The 23060-nt window shown below is 60.9% G+C and carries 23 protein-coding genes and 1 pseudogene; 20 read left to right on the top strand and 4 right to left on the bottom strand.

Annotated features, from left to right (window positions below; translation table 11 throughout):
- Positions 1 to 25 precede the first annotated feature (25 nt).
- The 7 genes from dnaN to K9B32_RS06575 all read left to right on the top strand — a co-directional run bounded on the left by dnaN (position 26) and on the right by K9B32_RS06575 (position 4989).
- Positions 26 to 1144, top strand: a complete 1119-nt coding sequence (gene dnaN, locus K9B32_RS06605; protein WP_224561079.1) for a DNA polymerase III subunit beta — start codon at positions 26 to 28, stop codon at positions 1142 to 1144.
- 117 nt (positions 1145 to 1261) lie between these two features.
- Positions 1262 to 1855, top strand: coding sequence for a phospholipid N-methyltransferase PmtA (gene pmtA / locus K9B32_RS06600; protein ID WP_007799509.1), 594 nt, complete (start codon positions 1262 to 1264; stop codon positions 1853 to 1855).
- 5 nt (positions 1856 to 1860) lie between these two features.
- Positions 1861 to 2448, top strand: a complete 588-nt coding sequence (locus K9B32_RS06595) for a histidine phosphatase family protein (protein ID WP_224561078.1) — start codon at positions 1861 to 1863, stop codon at positions 2446 to 2448.
- Position 2449: 1 nt separating this feature from the next.
- Complete coding sequence (gene pyrF, locus K9B32_RS06590; protein ID WP_224561077.1) at positions 2450 to 3145, top strand: orotidine-5'-phosphate decarboxylase; 696 nt, start codon at positions 2450 to 2452, stop codon at positions 3143 to 3145.
- Between the two features lie 25 nt (positions 3146 to 3170).
- Positions 3171 to 3458: a DUF1330 domain-containing protein gene (locus K9B32_RS06585; RefSeq protein ID WP_224561076.1), complete on the top strand. Its 288-nt coding sequence runs from the start codon at positions 3171 to 3173 to the stop codon at positions 3456 to 3458.
- A gap of 112 nt (positions 3459 to 3570) precedes the next feature.
- Positions 3571 to 4551 (top strand): complex I NDUFA9 subunit family protein, encoded by a 981-nt coding sequence (locus K9B32_RS06580; RefSeq protein WP_224561075.1) that lies wholly within the window; start codon positions 3571 to 3573, stop codon positions 4549 to 4551.
- Positions 4552 to 4836: 285 nt separating this feature from the next.
- Positions 4837 to 4989 carry a hypothetical protein gene (locus K9B32_RS06575; RefSeq protein WP_007799501.1) on the top strand — a complete coding sequence of 51 codons (153 nt, stop codon included), beginning with the start codon at positions 4837 to 4839 and terminating at the stop codon, positions 4987 to 4989.
- Positions 4990 to 5144: 155 nt separating this feature from the next.
- Here K9B32_RS06575 and K9B32_RS06570 read toward each other — a convergent pair whose 3' ends face one another.
- Entirely contained in the window at positions 5145 to 5942 is a 798-nt protein-coding gene (locus tag K9B32_RS06570; RefSeq protein WP_132591873.1) for an undecaprenyl-diphosphate phosphatase, read from the bottom strand.
- A gap of 250 nt (positions 5943 to 6192) precedes the next feature.
- Here K9B32_RS06570 and K9B32_RS06565 point away from each other — a divergent pair, with 250 nt between their 5' ends.
- The 3 genes from K9B32_RS06565 to K9B32_RS06555 are packed head-to-tail and all read left to right on the top strand — an operon-like array spanning position 6193 to position 8918.
- The gene (locus K9B32_RS06565) at positions 6193 to 6885 is read left to right on the top strand and encodes a glutathione S-transferase family protein (RefSeq protein ID WP_224561074.1); all 693 of its coding nucleotides are present in this window, start codon (positions 6193 to 6195) and stop codon (positions 6883 to 6885) included.
- Between the two features lie 12 nt (positions 6886 to 6897).
- Positions 6898 to 8046: a tRNA epoxyqueuosine(34) reductase QueG gene (gene queG, locus K9B32_RS06560; RefSeq protein WP_224561073.1), complete on the top strand. Its 1149-nt coding sequence runs from the start codon at positions 6898 to 6900 to the stop codon at positions 8044 to 8046.
- Positions 8046 to 8918, top strand: coding sequence for an SDR family oxidoreductase (locus tag K9B32_RS06555; protein ID WP_224561072.1), 873 nt, complete (start codon positions 8046 to 8048; stop codon positions 8916 to 8918). The genes queG and K9B32_RS06555 overlap by 1 nt, the downstream gene beginning before the upstream one ends.
- A gap of 10 nt (positions 8919 to 8928) precedes the next feature.
- Here the strand turns inward: K9B32_RS06555 and K9B32_RS06550 are convergent, their stop codons facing one another.
- Positions 8929 to 10143 (bottom strand): MFS transporter, encoded by a 1215-nt coding sequence (locus K9B32_RS06550; RefSeq protein ID WP_224561071.1) that lies wholly within the window; start codon positions 10141 to 10143, stop codon positions 8929 to 8931.
- A 596-nt stretch (positions 10144 to 10739) separates the two neighbouring features.
- Here K9B32_RS06550 and K9B32_RS06545 point away from each other — a divergent pair.
- The 7 genes from K9B32_RS06545 to K9B32_RS06515 all read left to right on the top strand — a co-directional run bounded on the left by K9B32_RS06545 (position 10740) and on the right by K9B32_RS06515 (position 18254).
- A complete protein-coding gene (locus K9B32_RS06545; RefSeq protein ID WP_024317743.1) occupies positions 10740 to 11102 on the top strand; it encodes a septal ring lytic transglycosylase RlpA family protein in 363 nt (120 codons plus the stop codon).
- A 155-nt stretch (positions 11103 to 11257) separates the two neighbouring features.
- Entirely contained in the window at positions 11258 to 12547 is a 1290-nt protein-coding gene (locus K9B32_RS06540) for an RsmB/NOP family class I SAM-dependent RNA methyltransferase (RefSeq protein ID WP_224561070.1), read from the top strand.
- A gap of 139 nt (positions 12548 to 12686) precedes the next feature.
- The gene (locus tag K9B32_RS06535) at positions 12687 to 13967 is read left to right on the top strand and encodes an imelysin family protein (RefSeq protein ID WP_224561069.1); all 1281 of its coding nucleotides are present in this window, start codon (positions 12687 to 12689) and stop codon (positions 13965 to 13967) included.
- A gap of 46 nt (positions 13968 to 14013) precedes the next feature.
- On the top strand, positions 14014 to 15552 hold the full coding sequence (locus K9B32_RS06530; RefSeq protein ID WP_224561068.1) for a di-heme oxidoredictase family protein: 1539 nt from the start codon (positions 14014 to 14016) through the stop codon (positions 15550 to 15552).
- A complete protein-coding gene (locus K9B32_RS06525; RefSeq protein ID WP_224561067.1) occupies positions 15552 to 16646 on the top strand; it encodes an imelysin family protein in 1095 nt (364 codons plus the stop codon). The genes K9B32_RS06530 and K9B32_RS06525 overlap by 1 nt, the downstream gene beginning before the upstream one ends.
- Before the next feature lie 4 nt (positions 16647 to 16650).
- Positions 16651 to 17739 (top strand): DUF1513 domain-containing protein, encoded by a 1089-nt coding sequence (locus tag K9B32_RS06520; RefSeq protein WP_224561066.1) that lies wholly within the window; start codon positions 16651 to 16653, stop codon positions 17737 to 17739.
- A gap of 62 nt (positions 17740 to 17801) precedes the next feature.
- The gene (locus K9B32_RS06515) at positions 17802 to 18254 is read left to right on the top strand and encodes a TspO/MBR family protein (RefSeq protein ID WP_224561065.1); all 453 of its coding nucleotides are present in this window, start codon (positions 17802 to 17804) and stop codon (positions 18252 to 18254) included.
- A 32-nt stretch (positions 18255 to 18286) separates the two neighbouring features.
- Here K9B32_RS06515 and K9B32_RS06510 read toward each other — a convergent pair.
- Both K9B32_RS06510 and K9B32_RS06505 read right to left on the bottom strand, forming a co-directional pair.
- A pseudogene (locus K9B32_RS06510) lies at positions 18287 to 18857 on the bottom strand (dienelactone hydrolase family protein).
- A 44-nt stretch (positions 18858 to 18901) separates the two neighbouring features.
- Positions 18902 to 19963 carry a GH25 family lysozyme gene (locus K9B32_RS06505; protein WP_224561064.1) on the bottom strand — a complete coding sequence of 354 codons (1062 nt, stop codon included), beginning with the start codon at positions 19961 to 19963 and terminating at the stop codon, positions 18902 to 18904.
- Positions 19964 to 20210: 247 nt separating this feature from the next.
- On the opposite strand from K9B32_RS06505, the gene K9B32_RS06500 reads away from it, so the two are divergent.
- The 3 genes from K9B32_RS06500 to guaA all read left to right on the top strand — a co-directional run bounded on the left by K9B32_RS06500 (position 20211) and on the right by guaA (position 22951).
- Complete coding sequence (locus K9B32_RS06500; protein ID WP_007799468.1) at positions 20211 to 20660, top strand: PaaI family thioesterase; 450 nt, start codon at positions 20211 to 20213, stop codon at positions 20658 to 20660.
- Positions 20657 to 21295, top strand: coding sequence for a 5'-methylthioadenosine/S-adenosylhomocysteine nucleosidase (locus K9B32_RS06495; protein ID WP_224561063.1), 639 nt, complete (start codon positions 20657 to 20659; stop codon positions 21293 to 21295). The genes K9B32_RS06500 and K9B32_RS06495 overlap by 4 nt, the downstream gene beginning before the upstream one ends.
- 93 nt (positions 21296 to 21388) lie before the next feature.
- Positions 21389 to 22951: a glutamine-hydrolyzing GMP synthase gene (gene guaA / locus K9B32_RS06490; protein WP_224561062.1), complete on the top strand. Its 1563-nt coding sequence runs from the start codon at positions 21389 to 21391 to the stop codon at positions 22949 to 22951.
- Positions 22952 to 23060: the final 109 nt, after the last annotated feature.

The raw sequence follows: 23060 nt of genomic DNA, 5'->3' as shown, positions 1-23060 counted from the left end.
TAACGGTCGAAAGCGGTAGCATCCCATGCGTATTACAATTGAGCGGTCCAACCTTTTGAAGTCGCTGAACCACGTGCATCGCGTGGTCGAACGCCGGAACACGATCCCGATCCTGTCCAACATCCTGCTGCGCGCCGAGGGCCAGAACCTCGACATGAAGGCGACCGATCTCGATCTCGAAGTGACCGAAGCGACCCCCGCCAATGTCGAACAGGCCGGTGCCACGACCGTTCCTGCCCATCTTCTTTACGACATCGTGCGCAAGCTGCCGGACGGCTCCGAAGTCCTGCTGGCGACCAGTACCGACGGCGGCTCGATGACGGTTCAGTCCGGCCGCTCGAAGTTCTCGCTGCAGTGCCTGCCGGAATCCGACTTCCCGGATCTCACCGCCGGCACCTTCAGCCATACCTTCAAGCTGAAGGCGACCGACCTCAAGATGCTGATCGATCGCACGCAGTTCGCGATCTCGACCGAGGAAACCCGCTACTACCTCAACGGCATCTTCTTCCACACGATCGAGAGCAACGGCGACCTGAAGCTGCGCGCCGTCGCAACCGACGGCCACCGCCTCGCCCGCGCCGACGTGAATGCGCCATCGGGCTCGGAAGGCATGCCCGGCATCATCATCCCGCGTAAGACCGTGGGCGAACTGCAGAAGCTCGTCGATGTGCCGGATGCGATCGTGACCGTCGAGGTTTCCGACGCTAAGATCCGTCTCAGTATCGGCTCGATCGTCATGACCTCGAAGTTGATCGACGGCACCTTCCCGGATTACCAGCGCGTCATTCCGACCAATAACGACAAGGAAATGCGTGTCGATTGCACGACGTTTGCGCAAGCCGTCGACCGCGTCTCGACGATCTCTTCGGAGCGTGGCCGCGCCGTCAAGCTCGCCCTCTCCGACGGTCAACTGCTGCTCACCGTCAACAATCCGGATTCCGGCAGCGCGACGGAGGAAGTCGCGGTCGGCTACGATACCGACTCGATGGAAATCGGCTTCAATGCGAAATATCTGCTCGACATTACGGCGCAGCTTTCCGGCGATGAGGCGATCTTCCTGCTTGCCGATGCCGGCTCGCCGACGCTCATTCGCGACACGACCGGCGACGACGCTCTCTACGTGCTGATGCCGATGCGGGTCTAACCGCGTCGCATTTGTCGTGCAAACTTTGCCAATTGCGACGTCGGGCCTTGTTTTTCGCTCGAACCAACTGCAAGTAAAGACCGGGCTGCTTTGTTGCATATCTAGGAGGATGGTGGAATGGCGTTGCGCCTGAAGGAACGGCTGGGCAAGAAGTTTGACGAAGAGATCCGCTTCTTCAAGGGAATGATGCAGGGGCCGAAGACTGTCGGTTCGATTGTTCCCACCTCCTCCATTACAGCGCGCAAGATGGCGAGCGTCATCAACCTGCACTCCGGACTGCCGGTCCTCGAGCTCGGGCCAGGCACCGGGGCGATCACCAAGGCAATCCTCGGACGAGGCGTGAAGCCGGAGAACCTGGTCGCTGTCGAGTATTCGACGGATTTCTACGAGCACCTGGTCCGGCTCTATCCGGGCGTGAACTTCATCAATGGCGATGCGTTCAATCTCGATAAGACGCTCGGCGCCATGAGGGATCAAAAGTTCGATTCCGTCGTGTCCGCTGTCCCACTGCTGAACTTCCCGATGCAGGCCCGCATCGCGCTTCTCGAGAGCCTGCTCGACCGCCTTCCGGCAGGCCGGCCTGTCGTGCAGATTTCGTACGGCCCTGTGTCGCCGATCATCGCGCGGCCGGATCGCTATCATATCCAGCACTTCGACTTTATCGTCCGTAACATCCCGCCGGCGCAGCTCTGGATCTACCGGCGCGGCTGAACCCTGTGTTCGGCCTCTACATCACGCATCCGCAGGTGAGGATCGATCCGGCGGTTCCCGTACCGAAATGGGGGCTGTCAGAGCTTGGCGCCGCGCGCACCCACAAAGCGGCCGAAAGCGACTGGGTAAAACAGCTGCGGCGCGTCGCTTCCAGCGACGAGACGAAGGCGATCGAGACCGCCGAGATCCTTGCCGCCGCGGCCGGGCTGGCCATCGAGATCGTCGACGGCATGCATGAGAACGATCGCTCGGCAACCGGCTTCCTGCCGCCACCTGAGTTCGAGAAGGCCGCCAACTGGTTCTTTGCGCATCCCGAAGACAGCTACAGGGGTTGGGAACGGGCAATCGACGCGCAGCGACGTATCATTTCGGCCGCTACCAATATTCTCGCGTCGCATGATCCCGCCCTGCCCATTGCGTTCGTCGGCCACGGAGGCGTGGGAACCTTGCTAAAGTGCCATTTGCAAGGCCGCCCGATCCGGCGCGATGGCGATCAACCGGGCGGCGGCGGCAATCTCTACTGTTTCAGCCTTGCGGATCGACGCCTGTCGTGCGACTGGACGCCTATCGAAGAGTGGCAGGGATGGATGTGACATGGATGCACGCGAGCGGCTGATCGTCGGCCTGGATGTTCCAACGCTTGGCGAGGCCGAACGGATCGTCGACACGCTCGGCGACGACGTCGTCTTTTACAAGATCGGCTATCAGCTGGTCTTTGCCGGCGGCCTGGAGTTTGCGCGCGACCTTGCCAGGAGCGGCAAGAAGGTTTTCCTCGATATGAAGCTGCTCGACATCGACAACACCGTCGCCTCCGGCGTCGAGAACATCGTCAAGATGGGCATGTCGATGCTGACGCTGCACGCCTATCCGAAGGCGATGAAAGCTGCGGTGGAGGCCGCAAGGGGCTCCGATCTCTGCCTTCTCGGCGTGACCGTCCTGACGTCGATGGACGAACAGGACCTGATCGCGGCCGGCTACGAATATGATCCGCACACGCTCGTCCTGCGCCGCGCCGAACAGGCGCACCTCGCCGGCATGGGTGGTATCGTCTGTTCCGCCGAGGAAGCGTCCGCCGTCCGCAAGATCATCGGCCCCAATATGGCGCTCGTCACGCCGGGCATTCGCCCTGCCGGCGCCGACAGGGGCGACCAGAAGCGCGTGATGACGCCGGCTGCCGCGCTGAAGGCGGGCTCCAGCCACCTCGTCGTTGCTCGCCCGATCGTCAAGGCGGCCGAACCCAAAGAAGCGGCCCGCGCAATACTTGCCGAAATGTCGGCGGCCCTTCAATAGTCACGTGAGCCAGGGAGCACCTAAGTTGGCAAAAGGATATTGGATTGCGCGCGTCGATGTTCGTGACGCGGAGCGCTACAAGGATTACGTCGTGGCGGCAAAGCCGGCCTTCGAAAAGTATGGCGCCAACTTTCTCGCCCGTGGCGGCGCGATCACCGAACTTGAGGGCAAGGCGCGCGCGCGCAACGTGGTGATCGAGTTTCCTTCGATGCAGCACGCCGTCGACTGCTACAATTCGCCGGAATACCAGATCGCGGCGAAAATCCGCCAGGAAGTCGCCGACGCCGAGATGGTCGTCGTCGAAGGCATCTGAGGCGAGTTCTCAGCCATGACCACTGCGGCGCGATGGCCCTTTTCGTCGCACCGCGATTGGTCTAAGACGAAACCAGATCGACCAAACAATTGAGCCTTTCGAGGAGCCTGCCATGACCCTTGCCAACCTGCCGCCACTCGTCACCGTGTTCGGAGGGTCCGGCTTCATCGGTAGGCATATCGTACGCGTGCTGGCAAAGCGCGGCTACCGCATCCGCGTTGCCGTCCGCCGCCCTGACCTCGCCGGCTTCCTGCAACCGCTTGGCAATGTCGGACAGATATCCTTCGTCCAGGCAAACCTGCGCTACCGCAACTCGGTCGACCGCGCCGTCGAAGGCGCCGATTACGTCGTCAACTGTGTCGGCATCCTGCACGAGACCGGCCGCAATTCCTTCGAAGCGGTCCAGGAATTCGGTGCGCGCGCTGTCGCCGAGGCGGCTCGCGGCGTCGGCGCCAAGCTGATCCACATCTCGGCGATCGGCGCTCACGCCCATTCCGATTCCGGATACGCCCGCACCAAGGGTCGCGCCGAGGCGGCGATCCACGCGATCAAGCCGGATGCCATCATCTTCCGCCCGTCGGTCGTTTTCGGACCCGAGGACGGCTTCTTCAACAAGTTTGCCGACATGGCGCGCATCTCGCCCTTCCTGCCGTTGATCGGTGGCGGCAAGACGAAGTTCCAGCCGGTCTATGTCGTCGACGTAGCCGAGGCCGTAGCCAAAGCCGTCGAGAACAAGGTGACCGCAGGCGAAGTCTACGAGCTTGGCGGACCTGAAGTGCTGACGTTCCGTGAATGTCTCGAGATCATGCTGAAGGCAACTTGGCGCAAGAATCGCCTGGTCTCGCTTCCTTTCGGCATTGCCTCGCTGATCGGCAGTGTTGCCTCGCTCGTTCCATTCATCACGCCGCCGATCACCGCAGATCAGGTACGGCTTCTAAAGAAGAACAGCATCGTCTCCAAGGAAGCGGAAGCCGAGGGCCGCACCTTGAAGGGCATCGGCATCACTCCAACTCTGGTGAGCTCGGTGATCGCCTCGTACCTCGTGCAGTATCGTCCGCACGGCCAATACACTGGATCAGGCAAGGCTGCCTAAAGGCCAGCTGTCGATCTTGTAATCAGTAGTGCTGCTCGTGACCTCGCGGGCGGCATTTTTCTTGGAAGAGTCTTCCGGAATCGCGCAAGTTGTGGATGCTTTTTTCTCTATGTCCGCCAGGCATTCGTTGCATAAAAGCCGCACGAAAAAATTAGCGGAATTAACACCAAATTTAGCAGGAAGATTTATTGCTATTTGTCATTCCACTGACTACACACCCCGCGCGTCTCCCAATGGACTCAGCGCCTTGACGGCGCGCAAACGACTTTTGAAAGGCTTTTTTCGATGGGTAGGTCAATCGCGCTCCTGTTTGCGTGTGCGGCGCTGGTGATTCTGGCAGGCTCCTTCATTGCACCCGGTTCGGTTGCAGCGGTGAAGGGCGAGTGCTCGCCAGCCTACGGCGTTGATCCGTGCGAGACCGGCTCCATCAGCCGATAACAAGAAACCGGCGCCGTAGCGCCGGTTTTTCTATCAGATACCGCAGGTTCGATCAGAGGCTGAAGCCCCCGCGCTTCATGGTGTTTGTTCGTTGCTTCAGCGCGCAATCCGCATCCGCGCCATCGGTGCCCGAATGCGGCAATCAAAAAGCCGTCTCAGGCAATCATCCCGGTCGCCGCCATTGCGAGCAGAATGCCGCCGAGAATCATGCGGTAGATCGCAAACGCCGTAAACCGGTTGCTCCTGATGTAGGACAGCAGCCATTTCACGGCGACGAATGCGACAATCGTCGAAACGACGAAGGCGATTCCGAGGCTTGTCCAGTCCTCGTTTGCTGCGCCACCATCCTTGAACGTCTTCACCAATTCGTAGGCACTTGCGGCATACATTGTGGGGATGCCGACCAGAAAAGCGAATTCGGTTGCTGCTGCACGATTGCCGGTACCTGCCAACATGGCAACGAAGATTGTTGCGCCGGAGCGTGACGTTCCCGGGAAGACGCCGGCGACCACCTGGGCAATGCCGACCAAGATGGCAACGAGCCAGGTTATCTCCTTGTGGGGCGGTCGGCGGGCGGCCGCCCATTCAGCAAAGATCATCCAGACACCGCCAATGATCAGCGCCCAGGCGATCGGCGTCGCATTCTCAGGCAGCTGAAATCCGAGCTTCTTCACGATCAGTCCGAGGATCGACGTGATGAGAAATGCGACAATCAGCTTAGCGGCGTACGACCGGTTGCGCGGATCACGCCAGCCCAGAACGAGATCCAGAAGACGACGCCAGTAAATGATGGTGACGGCGAGGATCGCGCCTGCCTGAATGACGATGTTGAACATGTCCGATCGATGGCCAAGCCATTGCTCAGCAATGATAAGATGACCGGTGCTCGAGATCGGCAGAAACTCGGTAATTCCCTCTATTATGCCTAGAATTATAGAGTTCACATAGTCCATAAATTCTCTCCGTGGAGTTTGGTCGAGCTTGCGGTGGGGTTATGGCGTCTGGAAGTGACGAAGGCAGGGCGAGAAAGCAAAAAATCGGTTTTCGGGCACGTATACTTCCCTTGTCCAGGCGGTCGGCAGCCCGACTCGCTTGTATTGGAAGGGCCAAGCTCCTATAGCTTCAACGAATGAGTCATGACTAGGGCGCTATAATCATCGCGCTCCTGCAACGTGCCACACCCCTCAAAAAATCCGAGAATCGATGCCCACGCTCTACCATCACCCTATGTCATCCGCATCACGCTTCGTCCGGCTGATCCTGACGGAGTACGGCTATCAGGCGGACCTGATAGAGGAACAGACATGGGAGAAACGCCGGGATTTCCTCTCGCTGAATCCAGCCGGAACATTGCCGGTTTATGTCGACGACAGCATGCGCGCGCTGTGCGGCGCCGCTGTGATCTCCGAATATCTCGACGAGACGCATGGCGTGCTCAAGCGTGACCGCCGGCTGCTGGCCGAAGATCCATTCCAGCGCGCCGAAATTCGCCGGCTGACGGAATGGTTCATGCAGAAGATGGAAACCGACGTGACCAAGCCGCTTGCCCGCGAGCGCGTCTATAAGCTGCAGATGACGGCGGACCAGGGCGGCGGCGCGCCTGACTCGAAGATCCTTCGCACGGCGCGGGCGAACATCCGCCAGCACATGAAATACCTGACATGGCTCGCAGGCTCGCGCCAGTGGCTGGCGGGTGACCGCATGAGCTATGCCGATCTGGCTGCTGCCTCCGCCGTTTCCATTCTCGATTATCTCGGTGAAATCGACTGGTCGGAAGCCCCTCTTGTGAAAGAGTGGTATCAGCGCCTGAAGTCACGTCCATCCTTCCGACCGTTGCTCACTGAGCGTGTGCGGGGCCTGACGCCGGTTTCGCACTACGCCGATCTGGACTTCTGACGAGGGCCTTCGATGGCCACGGAAAACAAGGAACAGAAACGCCGCGACACTCTCACCGCCTTCGTTCGCTCGGAGGCAAAGGCGTTGGGATTCGACCTCTGTCGCATCACGCAGCCGGACGCCATACCGGAGGCCAAGGAGCGGCTTGGCGAATTCATCGACGCGGGGCGGCATGGCACGATGGAGTGGATGGCGGAAACCCGTGACAGGCGCGGCGATCCGCGCACGCTCTGGAGCGATGTCCGGTCGATTGTCGTCTTCGGCCTCAATTACGGACCCGACGAAGATCCCCGCGAAGTTCTGACAAAGCCCGACAAGGCTGCGATCTCGGTCTATGCGCGCAATCGCGACTATCATGGCGTCCTCAAGGGGCGGTTGAAGGAGATTGCGACGCGCTTTGCAGCGCGCGCCGGGGCGGATGTAAAGGTCTTCGTCGACACCGCTCCGGTGATGGAGAAGCCGCTGGCTGCCGCGGCCGGCCTCGGCTGGCAGGGCAAACACACCAACCTCGTCAGCCGTGAGCTCGGTTCCTGGCTTTTCCTCGGCTCAATGTTCACGACCGCGGATTTGAACATCGACACCCCGGAAGTCGACCACTGCGGCTCCTGCCACGCCTGTCTCGACATCTGCCCGACCAATGCCTTTCCCGGTCCTTACCAAATCGACGCGCGGCGCTGCATCTCCTACCTGACCATCGAGCACAAGGGGCCGATCGATCCGGCGTTGCGCCCGCTGATCGGCAATCGGATCTATGGCTGCGACGATTGCCTTGCCGCCTGTCCATGGAACAAATTTGCCCACGAGGCGTCCGAGATGAAGCTGCAGGCCCGCGAGGACCTCAAGGAACCCACGATCGACTTCCTGCTCAGCCTTGACGACGCCGCCTTCCGCACGTTCTTCAGCGGTTCGCCGGTCAAACGTATCGGCCGCGATCGATTCATCCGGAATGTGCTCATCGCCGCCGGCAATTCGGGCGACCGCCGATTTGTCGAGCGATGTCGGGAACTGTCACAGGACCCCTCGCCCGTCGTGCGTGGCATGGCGGTTTGGGCGCTTTCGCGCCTTCTTGAGGCTGGAGAATTTTTTGCCTTTGCGGCACAAAGGCCCGATGAGTCGGACGGCGATGTCCTGAACGAGTGGCGGCTAGCGGGAGCTGTGTGATGGATGTGATGATTTTCGGTTGCGGCTATTCGGGCAAGGCAATCGGCAAGGCCTTCATTGCTGATGGAGTGCGCGTATCCGGGACCACACGGACGGACGACAAAGCAGCTGCCCTGCGCGGCCAGGGCATTAACGCGTTCCTTTTCGACGGCGACACCCTGGGGAACGACTTGCGCGCGGCAATCCGGGAGGCGACGCATCTCGTGCATTCCATTGCACCGCGGGAAAATGGTGACCCACTGATCAGGCTGGCGGGCGATCGCTTGCGGGAGATGATGCCTAAGCTCCAGTGGATCGGCTACCTCTCCACGGTCGGCGTCTATGGCGATCACAAGGGCAATTGGGTCACCGAAGACACGCCATGCACGCCGGTTTCCGGGCGGTCAAAGGAGAGGCTGGAAGCGGAAGATGGCTGGATGGCCATCGGCGCCGAGGCCGATATACCGGCAGCCGTTCTCCGCCTCTCCGGCATCTATGGCCCGGGCCGCAATGCCTTCTGCAATCTGGAACGTGGCAGCGCGCGACGGCTGATCAAGAAGGATCAGGTTTTCAACCGGATCCGCGTGGAGGATATCGGCGCGGCGACGCGGTTTCTCGCCGAGCGCGGGCTCGGCGGCATCTTTAATGTGACGGACGATCTGCCCGGCCCGCCGCAGGACGTCATTGTCGAGGCCGCACGCCTGATGGGCGTCGAGCCCCCGCCGGAACAGCCTTTCGAGACGGCTGAACTCACGCCGATGGCGCGGTCCTTCTACGGCGAGAACAAGCGGGTCTCGAACGCCAAGCTGAAGGCCGCTGGCTTCACGTTTTCCTTCCCAACCTATCCCGCCTCGCTCGCGCAGCTGATGCAGAGCAAAAGCTGGCGCGGTTAGCGGCACCGCCTCAGGCCGAGACACCGAGAGCCGGTTCGGTCTTTACCCTTGCGAGCGGCGGGAACGCCAGTGCGATCGCCGCCGCGCCCAGCCCGACCAGCGCGGATCCAATGAAGAGCCACGAGTAGTTGTGGAACGTGTCGAAGATCCAGCCGCCGATCAGAGGCCCGAATGCCATACCGAGGCTGGACAGCATTGTGGCTGCGCCGAACACAGTACCGATGATACGCGGCCCGAAATATTCCCGCGCAAGCACGGCATAAAGCGGCATCACGCCGCCATAGGCACTGCCGAAGATAATCGCGAGAACATAGAATTCGCCGAGCCGGCTGACGAAGAGATAGGTTGCCAGCGCGATCGCCTGGACGAGCAGGCCGGTAACGAGGACGGGCTTCACCCCGATCCTGTCGGCAAGCCCACCATAGAGAAGCCGGCCGCCGAGCCCCGCAAGCCCCTCGACGCTGTAGATGCTGACGGCAGCCATCGGTGCGATGCCGCAGATCGTGGCATAGCTGACCATGTGGAAGATCGGGCCGGAATGCGCGGCGCAGCAGGCAGCGAACGTCAGGCCGAGCACAATGAATTGCGGTGAGCGGAACACCCGCGAGAGTTTGGGTCGCTCGCCGTTCGATATAGTGGCGACGGCACCGTCGCTCGCTTCAGCCGGCGGGCGCCGGACGAGCAAGGCTGCGGGTATCAACAGCACCCATGCCGTGATGCCGATCAACAGCATTGCGGTGCGCCAATCATAAGCAGAGATAAGCAGGCGCGCGAAGGGCGAGATCGTCATCGGCGCGACACCCATGCCAGCAGAAACCAATGAGACGGCAAGGCTGCGGTTCTTCTCGAACCAACCTGTCGTCGTGGCGATCATCGGTGCAAAGAACGTGCTGGCCGCAAGTCCGACGAGAATGCCGTAGGTCAGCTGAAATTGCAGAAGGGTCTCCGCGCGGCTTGCCAATACGAGTGCCAGCCCAAGCGCGCCTGCGCCGATGAGAACGACAATGCGCGGACCGAAGCGATCGCTTGCGGCGCCCCAGAGAAAGCCGCCAATGCCCATAACAATGAAATTGAGCGTCATCGCAGCCGCGATACCCGCGTGTGACCAGCCAGTCTCGATGGCGATCGGCTCCTGGAAGATCGCCAGTGAGAACATCGCGCCGAGCGCAACGCAGGTCATCAATGCCCCGGCCGCGACAATAATCCAACGGTACGGTATGCTCATAACTTCCGCAGCCTCCCTGCCCAAGTTGACGAGGCGCGCACTCTTTGCGCGCTTGCAAGCTAAGACGTTCGCACAGCCGCATTTTCGACAACGCCGTCGTGCTTTTTGTGCGATACCTCGGCAAACTCCCCTGCCAGCTTCATATCATGCGTTACCAACGCTGCGGGAGCGGGCTGCAGATTTTACTTCCTGTGGTTGTCCAAGGCAGCCATCAGCAGTTCAGCAAAAGGGTAGAAAATTCCTACCTCGCCGACACAGCGCGCACAATCCAGTGCCGGTTTATGGTTAACGGCCCCTGAATTTGCTCAAATGAGGCAGTAATTATGGCGATCACGCAAAATTATTTTCGTTAGTTTTGTGATCGTGGGTTGCGTGGATTTGGCCTTGCAAAAAACGTTCTAATTTTACTTGATTTCATTATCTTTTTTCCCATCTCCTTGTTTTTTAGCGACTCCATGTCGCGCATCTTGCCATCACAAATATTACGCTTTGTAATATTCCGTGATAATTGGGGGCACTTTTTCGCCACACTTGGCCGGATTCAACCCTCCCACCGCCCACAAGGCGCGAGTTCAACAGTTGAGGGACAATCCGTTTTGAAGAAAATTTGCCGTTCTGTTATCGCAGCAGCAACTATTGCAGCCTGTTCTACCATCCTTCCCGTTGAAGGATTTGCTGCAAATGGTTGCGGTGGCGCTTCATGGTACGCACTTCGCTCCAAAACCGCTTCCGGGGAACGTATGAACCCGACCATCAATACTGCAGCACATCGTTCACTGGCATTTGGTACGAAGCTGAAAGTTACCAACCGTAGAAACGGACGCAGTGTCGTCGTCCGCGTCAACGATCGTGGCCCATTCATTCGTGGCCGCGTCCTCGATCTCTCCCGCGCCGCCGCCCAGAACATTGGTATGGTCAGCAGCGGCACCGCGAAGGTCTGCTACGAGGTCATAGGCTAAAGCATCTGTCGGCCCGAGGGGTCCGCTTGCTCTTGCCGCCAATCGCGAGTACGACGCGATTGAAGACTTGTGTACAATCTGCTGCGTCTGTCGCGCTTCCTGCAGATTGTTCACAAGCCCGGTATTTTGACCCGAGGCGACTAGGAGCTGTGTGAATGCGTTTGGGCGGACGGCTCGAAGGGGCGATTTCGGTTCTTGCAGATATCGATGCCCGCAGACGGCCTGTAGCCGATGCATTGAAGGACTGGGGCCTCGCTCATCGCTTCGCCGGATCCGGCGATCGCGCGGCGATCGGCAATATTGTCTATGATGCGCTTCGTATGCGCCTCTCCCACGCGTGGCTGATGGACGACGATAGCGCATCCGCCATCGCCCATGCCGTCATGTTCCGGCAGTGGGGCTTCACGCCGGAAAGCCTTGCGGCGGATCTCACGGACGACAAGTTCGCGCCAAGCCCGCTTTCCGAAGCGCAGCTCTCCGCCTTCAACAGCCGCCGGCTGGCCGACGCCCCGGCTCATGTTCAGGGCGATATTCCCGAATGGGTGCAGTCCTCCTTTGAACGTGCCTTCGGCGATCAGTGGCTCGCCGAGGCGCAGGCCCTTGCCGGGCGTCCCACGCTCGATTTGCGCGCCAACATCCTCAAAGCCACCCGCGACAAGACGGTCAAGGCGCTCGAAAGAGCCGGCGCACACGAGGCCGCGATCGCGCGGTACGGCATCCGGATTCCCGCCGGCGAAGGAGCCTCACGGCTTCCAAACGTGACAGCCGAGCTTTCGTTCCAGAAAGGCTGGTTCGAAGTACAGGACGAGGGATCGCAGATCGTTGCCGATCTCGTGCTTCCCAAAGACGGCGAACAGGTTCTCGATTACTGCGCGGGCGGCGGCGGCAAGACGCTCGCCATGTCGGCGGCCATGCACAACAAAGGCCAGGTCCACGCCTACGATGCGGATCGCAAGCGGCTCGCTCCGATCATCGAGCGGTTGAAGCGTGCGGGAACCCGCAATGTCCAAGTGCATGATGACGCCAAGGCCTTGAAGAGCCTCAGCGATCGCTGCGACAAGGTGCTCGTCGATGCGCCATGCACGGGAACCGGCACATGGCGGCGGCGGCCTGACACCAAATGGCGGCTGACCGCCAAGAACCTCGATGAGCGCACCGCCCAGCAGCAAGATGCACTCAAGCAGGCCAGTGCCTTTGTCCGCCCGGGCGGCGAGCTGATCTATGTGACCTGCTCGGTGCTGCCGCAGGAAAACGAGGAACAGGTCCGGCGATTCACCACCGAGAACGGCGACTACGAAATCGTCAGTGCCCTGCCTGCCTGGGATGGACTATTCGGAAAGGACAGTCCACGGCCCCGCTCGTCCGACAGCAGGACCATCACCCTGACGCCCGCCTCCACCGATACAGACGGTTTCTTCTTCTGCCGCATGCAGAGGAAAGGCTGAGCATTCACTCGGCGCGCCCCAGCAACGGCGGCGAATATACTTAAAATCATTCCAAACTAGAGTGTTTGACACCAGTTTGCTTTTGGGCGAAGAGATTTTTCGTCGGACCTCAGACGGAACGTCCGCGCAGGAGAGGATTATGAAACTCAACAAGAATTTTTGCGCAGCTGTGGCGCTGGCGGTGGCCCCAACCGCTCTGCTTGCCATTCCCGCCTACGCGGCACCGGATGCTGCTGCAGTCGTCAAGCATTACGCCGAAGTTGCACATGCCAAGTACGAAGACTCGCTGACCACGGCGAAAGCTCTCGACGCGGCAATCGACGCCCTGCTCAAGAACCCGACCGATGAAACATTGAAGGCTGCCCGCGCCGCCTGGATCAAGGCTCGCGTCCCTTACCAGCAGACGGAAGTCTACCGCTTCGGCAACCCGATCGTCGACGACTGGGAAGGCAAGGTCAACGCCTGGCCACTGGACGAAGGCCTGATCGACTATGTCGACCCGTCCTACGGCACCGAGAGCGACGAGAACTCGCTCTATGTGGCCAACGTCATTGCCAACAAGACGATCAAGATCGACGGCAAGGACGTTGACGCGTCCAAGCTGACGCCTGAATTCCTGTCTGGCACGCTGGCAGAAGCCGGCGGCGTCGAAGCCAATGTCGCAACGGGCTACCACGCGATCGAGTTCCTGCTCTGGGGCCAGGACCTCAACGGCACGGGTCCAGGTGCTGGCAACCGCCCTGCGACCGATTATGACCTCAAGAATTGCACGCACGGCAATTGCGATCGCCGCGCAGAGTATCTGAAGTCCGCCTCCACGCTTCTCGTTTCCGACCTTCAGGAAATGACCAACAACTGGGCTCCGGATGGCGAAGCCACCAAGCATGTCGAAGCAGACCCGAAGGCCGGCCTCGTTGCCATCCTGACCGGCATGGGTTCGCTCTCCTACGGCGAGCTGGCCGGCGAGCGCATGAAGCTCGGCCTGCTGCTGCACGATCCGGAAGAAGAGCACGATTGCTTCTCCGACAACACCTACAACTCGCACCTCAACGACGCGATCGGCATCGCCGCCGCTTACACCGGCGATTACACGCGCGTCGACGGCACGAAGATAAAGGGTCCGTCGCTGCATGATCTCGTCGCAGCCAAGGACAACAAGCTCGACAAGGACATGCAGGCGAAGCTGAAGAAGACGCTCGATGCGATGCAGGTCATGGCGAAGCGCGGTCAGAATGTCGAGAAGTACGACCAGATGATCGGCGAAGGCAACAAGAAGGGCAACGCCGTCGTTCAGGCTGCCATCGACGGTCTCGTCGACCAGACCAAGTCCGTGCAGCGCGTTATTGCCGCACTCGATCTCGGCACGGTGAAGCTTGAAGGTTCCGACAGCTTGGATAACCCTAGCGCGGTCTTCCAATAAGTGAAAAGGCGGGCCGCTTTGTTTGGCGGAGCGGCCCGAACCCCCGATGCCTTCCAGACCGGCCCCTCGTCTTCTCGGTAGCGCAGTGTTCTGCGCCGCGATTGCCGGATTTTCTGTCGCCCTGGCGTCCGATTTCGATCTCCCGACAAAGCGAACCGATCTTTCCGAGGCAGATATGAAACGCGTCGCCGATGTGACGCGACCGACCACCGATTTTTCCAAGGTCGAGCAATACGAGGCGATGCAGGCCGGCGGCGCCACCTCCATCGATCCGGTCACAGAGGATTCCTTTTCGCATATTTCCGCGACGATCCCCTTTGAGGAAGAACAGCCGTTCCGTCTTGGAAATGCCCTCTTCAAGAAGCTCTGGGTTTCCGCCCCCTCCTCGACGCAGGCCTCGGATGGCCTGGGGCCGCTCTTCAACGCCCGCTCCTGCATGAGTTGCCATTTGAATGACGGCCGCGGAAAGCCCCCGGAAGGCGGCGTCAGCGCCACCTCGATGTTCCTGCGCCTATCGCGCGCGGCGATCACGCCGGAGGAGCAACGCGCAATCGCCACCGCCGAGACCGTCAACTTCCCCGACCCTGTCTATGGCCACCAGTTGCAGGATCTTGCAGTTCCGGGTCTTCCCTCCGAGGGCAAGATGGCGATCCGCTACACCGAGGAGCCTGTGAGGCTTGGCGACGGCGAAACGGCCTCGCTGCGCCGTCCGACCTATGCGGTGACCAACCTTGGCTACGGGCCACTCGACCCCGCGACAACGATCTCGCCACGCGTCGCGCCCGCGATGATCGGGCTTGGCCTGATCGAGGCCATTCCCGAGGCGGACATCCTAGCCCACGCCGATCCGGACGATGCGAACGGCGACGGCATCCATGGCAAGGCGGCGATCGTGCGTGATCACCGCACCGGTAAGATCGCGCTCGGTCGCTTCGGTTGGAAGGCCCAGAATGCAAGCGTGCGTGATCAGAGCGCCGATGCCTTTTCCAACGACATTGGCATTTCGAACTCCGACCGGCCCGACCCACACGGCGACTGCACAAAAGCCGAAGCAGAGTGCCAGAAGATGCCGACAGGCGTGCAGAAGCGCCTAGGCAAGGAGGAGGCGCCCGGCCCGATCCTCGACCTCGTCACCTTCTATTCCGCCAACCTGGCCGTCCCTGCGCGGCGAAAGGCGAGCTTTCCGGCAACCCTGCGGGGCAAGAAGATCTTCTACCAAAGCGGCTGCATCTCCTGCCACGTGCCGAAGTTCGTCACGCGCCGCGACAGCGCCGACAAGGCCCAATCCTTCCAGCTGATCTGGCCCTATTCCGACTTGCTGCTGCATGACATGGGCGACGGTCTTGCGGACGGACAACAAGTCGGAAGCGCCAACGGTCGTGAATGGCGCACGCCGCCACTATGGGGTATAGGTCTGACCCAGACTGTCAGCGGGCACAGCTTTTTCCTCCACGACGGACGCGCCAGAAATCTCACCGAAGCGATTCTCTGGCATGGCGGCGAGGCGCAAAAGGCGCGTGACGCTTTCGCATCCCTGCCGAAGGATGACCGGCAGGCACTGATTACATTCCTGGAGTCCCTTTGATGCGCCTTTGGCAACCCCTTGTTCTCTCCCTTGCCCTTGCTGCCTCCGCTGCCGCCCAGACCACTGTACCGCAAGCCGGCCTGAACGAGGAGGCGGTATCCGCAGTGATGCAGCGGGCAGTCGATGACGTAATCCGCCCTGGCTACCGCAATGCCCAGCAATCGGCAGCGCGCCTGACAACGGCAATGAAGGACCTCTGCGATGACGCGACCCAGCAGACACTCGACAAGGCGAAATCGGCCTTCGACGACACGATCCGTTATTGGTCGGTCATAGAGATTGTCCAGACCGGGCCGGTTATCCAGGACAATCTCTTCGAGCACATCCTTTTTTATCCCGATCGCAAGGGCGTCGGCCTGAAACAAGTTCAGGCTCTGATCGCCAAGGCCGACCCCAAAGATGCGACAGTCGACGCAATCGCCGGCAAGAGCGTGGCGCTGCAGGGACTGACGGCGCTTGAGTACGTGCTTTACGGCACCGGCTCCGAAGACCTGACCAAGCAGAAGAACAGCTTCCGATGCCTCTATGGCGCTGCAATTGCCGGCAACGTCCAGCGCGAGGCCGGCGAAGTCGTCGCGGCCTGGGAAAAGCCTGATGGCGTGCAGGCGAGCTGGAAGCATCCGGGCCCGCAAAGCGCAGACTTCATGGACAACAAGGAAGCGGTGACCGCGCTGCTCGGGATTCTCGTTCATGGCGCGGAGACCGTCCGCGACCAGCGGCTCGAGCAGTTCTACAAGGGCAAGGACACCACACCACGTCCGCGCATGGCGATCTATTGGCGCTCCCACAACACGTGGAAGTCGATGACGGCCAACCTCGAAGGATTGCGCACGCTCTGGCAAAAGGCCGGCATGGCCGAGCTTTTACCTGCGGACAAGAAGCCCATCGCCGATGCGATCGATGCCAGCTTCAAGTCGCTGCTGGAGACCGTGCCGAAGCTCAACCCGGATATCGAAGTTGCGACCAGTGCCGAGGAGAAAGCAAAGCTCGATGCCCTTCTCGTCAGTACGCGCGAACTGATCACCAAAATCAGCGATGATTACGGCGCAGCGATCGGCCTGTCAGCCGGCTTCTCTTTCTCGGACGGCGATTGAGGCCATGTGGAATAGCTCGGCGATCGACCGGCGCAGTTTCGTGAAAGCCGCCGGACTGACATTCCTGGCCGCTCTCCAGCCACGTGCGCTCATGGCGCTGGAACGCGCGGATGCTGTCTATGCATCTGGTATGCGAACGGCAAACGGATCCTACGCCGTTGCCACCGTTTCGGAGCGCGGTGAAATCATCGATCAAGTCGCACTTCCGGCACGAGCGCATGGCATGGCCTTCAGCCAAATGACGGGAAAGACTGTCGCGTTTGCCCGCCGCCCCGGCACCTATGCGATGATCTTCGATTCTCGCAGCAGGAAAGAGCCGATCATCATCACGGCTGCCGAGGGTCGCCACTTCTATGGCCATGGCGCCTTTTCACCGAGTGGCCGGCTTCTCTATGCCAGCGAGAACGCCTTCGACACCAACCGTGGCGTGATCGGCCTTTACGACGCGACGAGCCGTTTTGAGCGTATCGGCGAGTTCGAGACCTACGGCGTCGGTCCGCATGACATGACCGTGTCTGACGACGGGCGCATGCTGATCGTCGCCAATGGCGGGATCGAAACGCATCCGGACCTCGGCCGCACGAAGCTCAACCTATCCAGCATGCAACCGTCGCTGACGCTGATAGGCGCGGCAACGGGAACGCTGATCGAAAAACGCTCCTTGCCATCGCAGTGGGCGCAACTCTCTACACGGCACGTCGATGTCGACGACAGCGGCCGCATCTGGTTTGCCTGCCAATACGAGGGCCATCGCAACGACCTGCCGCCGCTCGTCGGCTCGTTTGCGAAAGGCGAGGATCTGCGCTTTGTCGATCTTCCGGAAGAGACCACACGCCGGCTCGCAAACTATGTCGGCGCCATCGCAATCAATCGGATGGAAGGGCTGGTCGGCGTCACCTCCCCCAAGGGCGGTGCTTCCGTGACGATCGATGCGAAGAGCGGTCGGGTGCTCCATGAGGAGTTCGTGCCGGACGCGGCAGGCATTGCCGCTGCCAGGAGCGGTTTTGCCGTGTCGTCCTATGAAGGCGGGTTTCTATCAACGCAGAGCGACGTCGCCTGGGACCAGCATATCGTACGAATTGCGACCATCTGAATTGTGCGCAAAAGATCGCTAGCGATCTGGTTCACGGATATGAGCCGCCCTATGTCAGGCGAATGAGCAGGACCCTGACCTACGTCGTCTTCGTCGCAATCGCGCTGGGTGGAGGCGTGGTTATCGGCGTCAGCAATCCGCCCGGGGAATGGTACCAATCTCTCGTCAAGCCGGCGTTCAATCCACCTGATTGGATTTTCGGGCCCGTCTGGCTCGTTCTCTATGCGCTGATCGGCATTGCCGGGGCGCGGACGTGGCTGCGCGGACACCTCTCGATCGGCATGCTCGTCTGGGCCTGGCAAATGGTGCTGAATTTTCTCTGGTCTCCATCCTTCTTCGGCTTGCGGATGCCATCGGCTGCGTTCGTCGTGATCGTTTTGCTGCTGGCGCTGATCCTTGCCTTTGTCGTCAACCGCTGGAAATCGGACCGAATTTCGGCGCTGCTCTTCATTCCCTATGCCGTCTGGGTGAGCTTCGAGGCGCTGCTCAATGCCTCGATCGTCTATTTGAACTAGCAATTTGCCCGCCGCGCGACACGAGCGAATAGTTATCGATCCGCGAGAAAGTCGAGCAATCGCCGTTGAAGAACAGCGCGGCTGGATCATAGGCCGCGAGCAACCGGTCGGAAAAAAGGTGCTCGTCGCCCGGATAGAGGAAAAGCCTGACCTCAGCCGACTCGCCGGCCAGCGCCTTCGCCGCCTCGATATCACCGTCTCCCACGAAGAACGGGTCGGCGTCCATTGCATGGATCTGCGCGGGCAGGGCTTTCGGCCAAGCCGAACCGAATTCCGAACGCGGCAAGCAGGCGTGAAGGAAGATCGCGCCCCGCGCGCCGGGACGCGTCTGAGCCAGATACTGCGCCGGGAGAACACCGAGGGAGAGACCGACATAGACGAGCTCACTCGCAAGCGCATCCACGGCGCGGGCTCCGCGTTGGATAATCTCGCCGAAGCCGATCTCCTGAGCATGCTGCACACCCTGCTCCGAGGTGTCGACGTCCGGCCGGCAAATAGGTCGGGCGTATGAACGACGTGTCCACCGGCTCGCAGGTCTGCAGCAAAAGCGATAACGCCCTGCGTCAATCCAAGCGCGTGGTGAAATAGCACAACTTCTACCATGGCGGACCTCCCGATTGTTTCTCGCGGGCGAAACAGGCAGCGTCTCAACCGGCGCGGGCGACCCAGTCGTGCCAATCATCCTCGCTGCCGTGGAACACGTTCAGGTCGATCCGACCGTCGACACCGTGCGAGATGCCGGAGCCCGAATACTGCCAGAATACCCACCGGCGTCCGGGATAGACCTTGGAGGGGTGTGCCGCAACCGAACGCAGCCAGAAAGGATAGTTCAGGAACGCGCCCTTCAGGTTGTCACGGTAGAAGTCCGGCGCCGTATAGATGATCGGCCGCTGGCCGTAGTGCCGCTCTAGCTTGTCCATGAAGACCTGCATCTTCTCGCGAACCTTCTCGGGCGAGACGCGCCGCTTGCAGCTCGACTCGCCGTTCCATTCGACGTCGATAACCGGTGGCAAGGCTCCGGCTTCCCGGGGAACGTTGCGGATGAACCAGTCCGCCTGTTCGCCTGCCGTGCGGCACCAATAGAAGAAGTGATAGGCGCCACGCTTCATTCCGGCCTGCTTGGCGTCCCGCCAGTTCTTTCGGAACATCGGATCAAGATGATCGCCGCCATCAGTCGCCTTGATGTAGACGAAGTTCGCGCCCTGCGTCCTCAGCTTCTGCCAGTCGATGTCACCCTGCCATCGCGAAACGTCGACGCCATGAACGGCGAGCTTTCGCGGCGACGACGAGCCGAAGTTAATGGGTTTGACGTCACGGAAACGGTGATTGTAGATCCGCGAACGTGTCCGCGGCGCCTCGTCGGCTTCGGGTGCTGCGGGCGCCAATACGGCCGGCGCCACTGTTTCAACCGGCCTTTCGGAAGGCATGGGCGCAGCGACCACGCCTGCCTGCGGCATGAAGGCTTGCGGCTGGGGGACCGGGCCGGCCCAAGCCAATTCCTCCTGTCGCGGCGCGGCTGACGCTGGCGTCTCCGCGACATCAGCCGACGGCACCGTCGTTGCCGGCACGGGAGCGCTTGGGCGCGTGACCGAATTGGTCATCTCACGCGATGGCGCTCCTGCAACGAGGCTGTCCGGTCCCAAACTGGACGTGCAGCCTGACAAAGCAAGGCAAGCAAGGAAGAAAGCTGACGCAGCCGATAGACGCATAAGAACCCGCACGCAAAACAACTGTCGACGGCAGATTCGCTGCCACCGGGGAACCACTGAGAAGCAATGGCTAACGGAGATTTACCAAAAAAGACTGAATCCAATCTTTACGCCCGGCGCTGGCACGCGCGGTCAAACGGTAGGCGGCAGCAAATCGCGCGGGAGCGCTGCGCCAACTGATTTCCGGGAACCGCTTGTCTGACGCGGCGCACCATGCCACTTTCGCGCTCGCAAGAAAGGCGAAACGATGACTGACAACGACAGTGGCGATTTCCACGAGCGGATTCGGAAAAACTTTGCGCGCCAGGCGGCGATGCACACGATCGGCGCCGAATTGACGCGCGTCGAGCGGGCAATGGTGGAGATTGAGCTGCCATTCGACGTCAAGCTCACTCAGCAGCACGGGATCCTGCATGCCGGCGTGATCTCAGCTGCCCTCGATTCTGCCTGCGGTTTTGCCGCCTACAGCGTCATCGATGCCGAGGCATCCATTCTGACGATCGAATTCAAGGTCAATCTGCTGTCGCCGGGGCGTGGTGATCGCTTCCTCTTTCGGGGCGAGATCACCAAGCCGGGATCGAACATCATCGTTGCGGACGGGCGCGGTTACGCGATCGGCGACGGACCGGCAAAGCTGATCGCTTCCATGACAAGCACCATGATGATCATCCGTGGCAGAGAGGGCATTTCGGGATGAAGTTTGAGCTGAAATCGGTCGCCGGCAAGTCCATTCTCTTCGTGATGGCGGCCGAGGCCGAGTATGGTCCTTTCCTGCGCTCTCGCTTCGAGCCGCTGATGACAGGGGTCGGTCCGATCGAGGCGGCCATCGTACTCACCCGGGCGCTCGCGCAATTGGAGCAGACCGACGAGTTGCCGCAGCTGGTCGTGTCGCTCGGTTCGGCCGGGTCGGCAAAGCTCGAACAGACCGAGGTCTATCAGGCAACCTCCGTTTCCTATCGCGACATGGACGCATCGCCGCTCGGCTTCGAGAAGGGGCGCACGCCGTTTCTCGACTTGCCCGCCATCGTCGATCTGCCACTCAGAATACCAGGCATTCCCGAGGCGAGCCTCTCAACCGGCGGCAATGTCGTGTCGGGACAGGCCTATAACGGTATCGCCGCAGACATGGTCGATATGGAGACCTTCGCAATCCTGCGCGCTTGCCAGGCATACCAGCTGCCGCTGATCGGCCTACGCGGGATTTCCGACGGCGTGGAAGAGCTGCAGCATATTTCCGGCTGGACGGAATACCTGCATGTCGTCGACCGCAAGCTGTCTTATGCCGTCGACAGCCTGTTTACGGCGCTGGAGGACGGCGTATTCTGGTTCTAGAGCCTGCAAAACAGGGACAATCAGGACAATAAAATCCTCCAGCGAAGGATTTCGCGCATTGCAAGACCGGGTGCTTTTCATTAAAGGCTCGCCATGACCCAGACAGCACATCCAGACAGCGTTCTCATCGTCGATTTCGGCAGCCAGGTAACCCAGCTGATCGCACGCCGCGTGCGCGAAACTGGGGTCTACTGCGAGATCGTTCCCTTCCAGTCCGCCGAAGAAGGCTTCAAGCGCCTGCGGCCGAAGGCCGTGATCCTGTCCGGCAGCCCGGCCTCGACGGTCGATGAAGGCTCGCCCCGCGCGCCTGATATCATCTTCGACAGCGGCCTGCCCGTTTTCGGCATCTGCTACGGCCAGCAGACGATGTGCATGCAGCTCGGCGGCAAGGTCGAGAGCGGCCACCACCGCGAATTCGGCCGCGCCTTCCTCGAGGTGGACGAAGACAGCGCCCTGTTCGAAGGCCTCTGGTCAAAGGGTTCGCGCCATCAGGTCTGGATGAGCCACGGCGACCGCGTCACGGCACTCCCCGAAGGCTTCGAAGTCGTCGCGACGTCGCCGAACGCGCCTTACGCCTTCATCGCCGATGAGAAGCGCAAATATTACGGCGTGCAGTTCCATCCCGAAGTCGTGCACACGCCTGACGGCGCCAAGCTGATTGCCAACTTCATTCACAACATCGCCGGCATCAAGGGCGACTGGTCGATGTCGGCCTATCGCCAGAAGGCGGTCGAAGCGATCCGCGAGCAGGTCGGCGACAAGCGCGTCCTCTGCGCGCTTTCGGGCGGCGTCGACAGTTCCGTTGCAGCACTTCTAATCCACGAAGCGATCGGCGATAAACTGACGTGCGTGCTCGTCGATCACGGCCTGATGCGCAAGGATGAGGCGGCCAACGTCGTCGCCATGTTCCGCGAACACTACAACCTGCACCTGGTTCACGTCGACGCTTCCGACAAGTTCATCGGCGAGCTCGAAGGCGTCAGCGATCCCGAGACGAAGCGCAAGATCATCGGCCGGCTGTTCATCGAGACCTTCGAGGAAGAGGCGAAGAAGCTCGGCGGCGCCGACTTCCTCGGCCAGGGCACGCTCTATCCCGATGTAATCGAAAGCGTTTCCTTCACCGGCGGCCCGTCGGTGACGATCAAGTCGCACCACAATGTCGGCGGCCTGCCGGAGCGCATGAACATGCAGCTCGTCGAGCCGCTGCGCGAGCTCTTCAAAGACGAGGTCCGCGTGCTCGGCAAGGAGCTCGGCCTGCCCGATTCATTCATCGGCCGCCACCCCTTCCCCGGTCCAGGTCTGGCGATCCGCTGCCCGGGCGGCATCACCCGCGAAAAGCTGGAGATTCTCCGCGAAGCCGACGCCATCTATCTCGACGAAATCCGCAAGGCCGGTCTCTACGACGCCATCTGGCAGGCGTTTGCCGTGTTGCTGCCGGTCCAGACCGTCGGCGTCATGGGCGACGGGCGCACCTACGAATTCGTCTGCGCACTGCGCGCCGTCACCTCCGTCGACGGCATGACCGCCGATTTCTACCACTACGACATGGAGTTCCTCGGCCGCGCCGCAACCCGCATCATCAACGAGGTGCGCGGCATCAATCGTGTCGTCTACGACGTCACCTCGAAGCCGCCTGGCACGATCGAGTGGGAATGATTTTTGTCTATCCGGCGGTATGTCCTCAATCTCCGAGACGTCAAGGTCGACGGTCGCGCCAGTGACAGGGCTGGATGCTGGGGGATCGAAGCTGTGCAGGAAGGTCCTT

The sequence above is a fragment of the Rhizobium sp. 3T7 genome (genome assembly GCF_020166565.1).
Classification (GTDB): Bacteria; Pseudomonadota; Alphaproteobacteria; order Rhizobiales; family Rhizobiaceae; genus Rhizobium.
This window is presented reverse-complemented; position numbering and strand designations above follow the sequence as displayed.

Bases quoted from the DNA above. Each gene is read 5' to 3' on its own strand.
- dnaN (WP_224561079.1), top strand. From the start codon at position 26: ATGCGTATTACAATTGAGCGGTCCAACCTTTTGAAGTCGCTGAACCAC.
- pmtA (WP_007799509.1), top strand. From the start codon at position 1,262: ATGGCGTTGCGCCTGAAGGAACGGCTGGGCAAGAAGTTTGACGAAGAG.
- pyrF (WP_224561077.1), top strand. From the start codon at position 2,450: ATGGATGCACGCGAGCGGCTGATCGTCGGCCTGGATGTTCCAACGCTT.
- K9B32_RS06580 (WP_224561075.1), top strand. From the start codon at position 3,571: ATGACCCTTGCCAACCTGCCGCCACTCGTCACCGTGTTCGGAGGGTCC.
- K9B32_RS06575 (WP_007799501.1), top strand. From the start codon at position 4,837: ATGGGTAGGTCAATCGCGCTCCTGTTTGCGTGTGCGGCGCTGGTGATT.
- K9B32_RS06570 (WP_132591873.1), bottom strand. From the start codon at position 5,942: ATGGACTATGTGAACTCTATAATTCTAGGCATAATAGAGGGAATTACC.
- K9B32_RS06565 (WP_224561074.1), top strand. From the start codon at position 6,193: ATGCCCACGCTCTACCATCACCCTATGTCATCCGCATCACGCTTCGTC.
- queG (WP_224561073.1), top strand. From the start codon at position 6,898: ATGGCCACGGAAAACAAGGAACAGAAACGCCGCGACACTCTCACCGCC.
- K9B32_RS06555 (WP_224561072.1), top strand. From the start codon at position 8,046: ATGGATGTGATGATTTTCGGTTGCGGCTATTCGGGCAAGGCAATCGGC.
- K9B32_RS06550 (WP_224561071.1), bottom strand. From the start codon at position 10,143: ATGAGCATACCGTACCGTTGGATTATTGTCGCGGCCGGGGCATTGATG.
- K9B32_RS06540 (WP_224561070.1), top strand. From the start codon at position 11,258: ATGCGTTTGGGCGGACGGCTCGAAGGGGCGATTTCGGTTCTTGCAGAT.
- K9B32_RS06535 (WP_224561069.1), top strand. From the start codon at position 12,687: ATGAAACTCAACAAGAATTTTTGCGCAGCTGTGGCGCTGGCGGTGGCC.
- K9B32_RS06530 (WP_224561068.1), top strand. From the start codon at position 14,014: ATGCCTTCCAGACCGGCCCCTCGTCTTCTCGGTAGCGCAGTGTTCTGC.
- K9B32_RS06525 (WP_224561067.1), top strand. From the start codon at position 15,552: ATGCGCCTTTGGCAACCCCTTGTTCTCTCCCTTGCCCTTGCTGCCTCC.
- K9B32_RS06520 (WP_224561066.1), top strand. From the start codon at position 16,651: ATGTGGAATAGCTCGGCGATCGACCGGCGCAGTTTCGTGAAAGCCGCC.
- K9B32_RS06515 (WP_224561065.1), top strand. From the start codon at position 17,802: ATGAGCAGGACCCTGACCTACGTCGTCTTCGTCGCAATCGCGCTGGGT.
- K9B32_RS06505 (WP_224561064.1), bottom strand. From the start codon at position 19,963: ATGCGTCTATCGGCTGCGTCAGCTTTCTTCCTTGCTTGCCTTGCTTTG.
- K9B32_RS06500 (WP_007799468.1), top strand. From the start codon at position 20,211: ATGACTGACAACGACAGTGGCGATTTCCACGAGCGGATTCGGAAAAAC.
- K9B32_RS06495 (WP_224561063.1), top strand. From the start codon at position 20,657: ATGAAGTTTGAGCTGAAATCGGTCGCCGGCAAGTCCATTCTCTTCGTG.
- guaA (WP_224561062.1), top strand. From the start codon at position 21,389: ATGACCCAGACAGCACATCCAGACAGCGTTCTCATCGTCGATTTCGGC.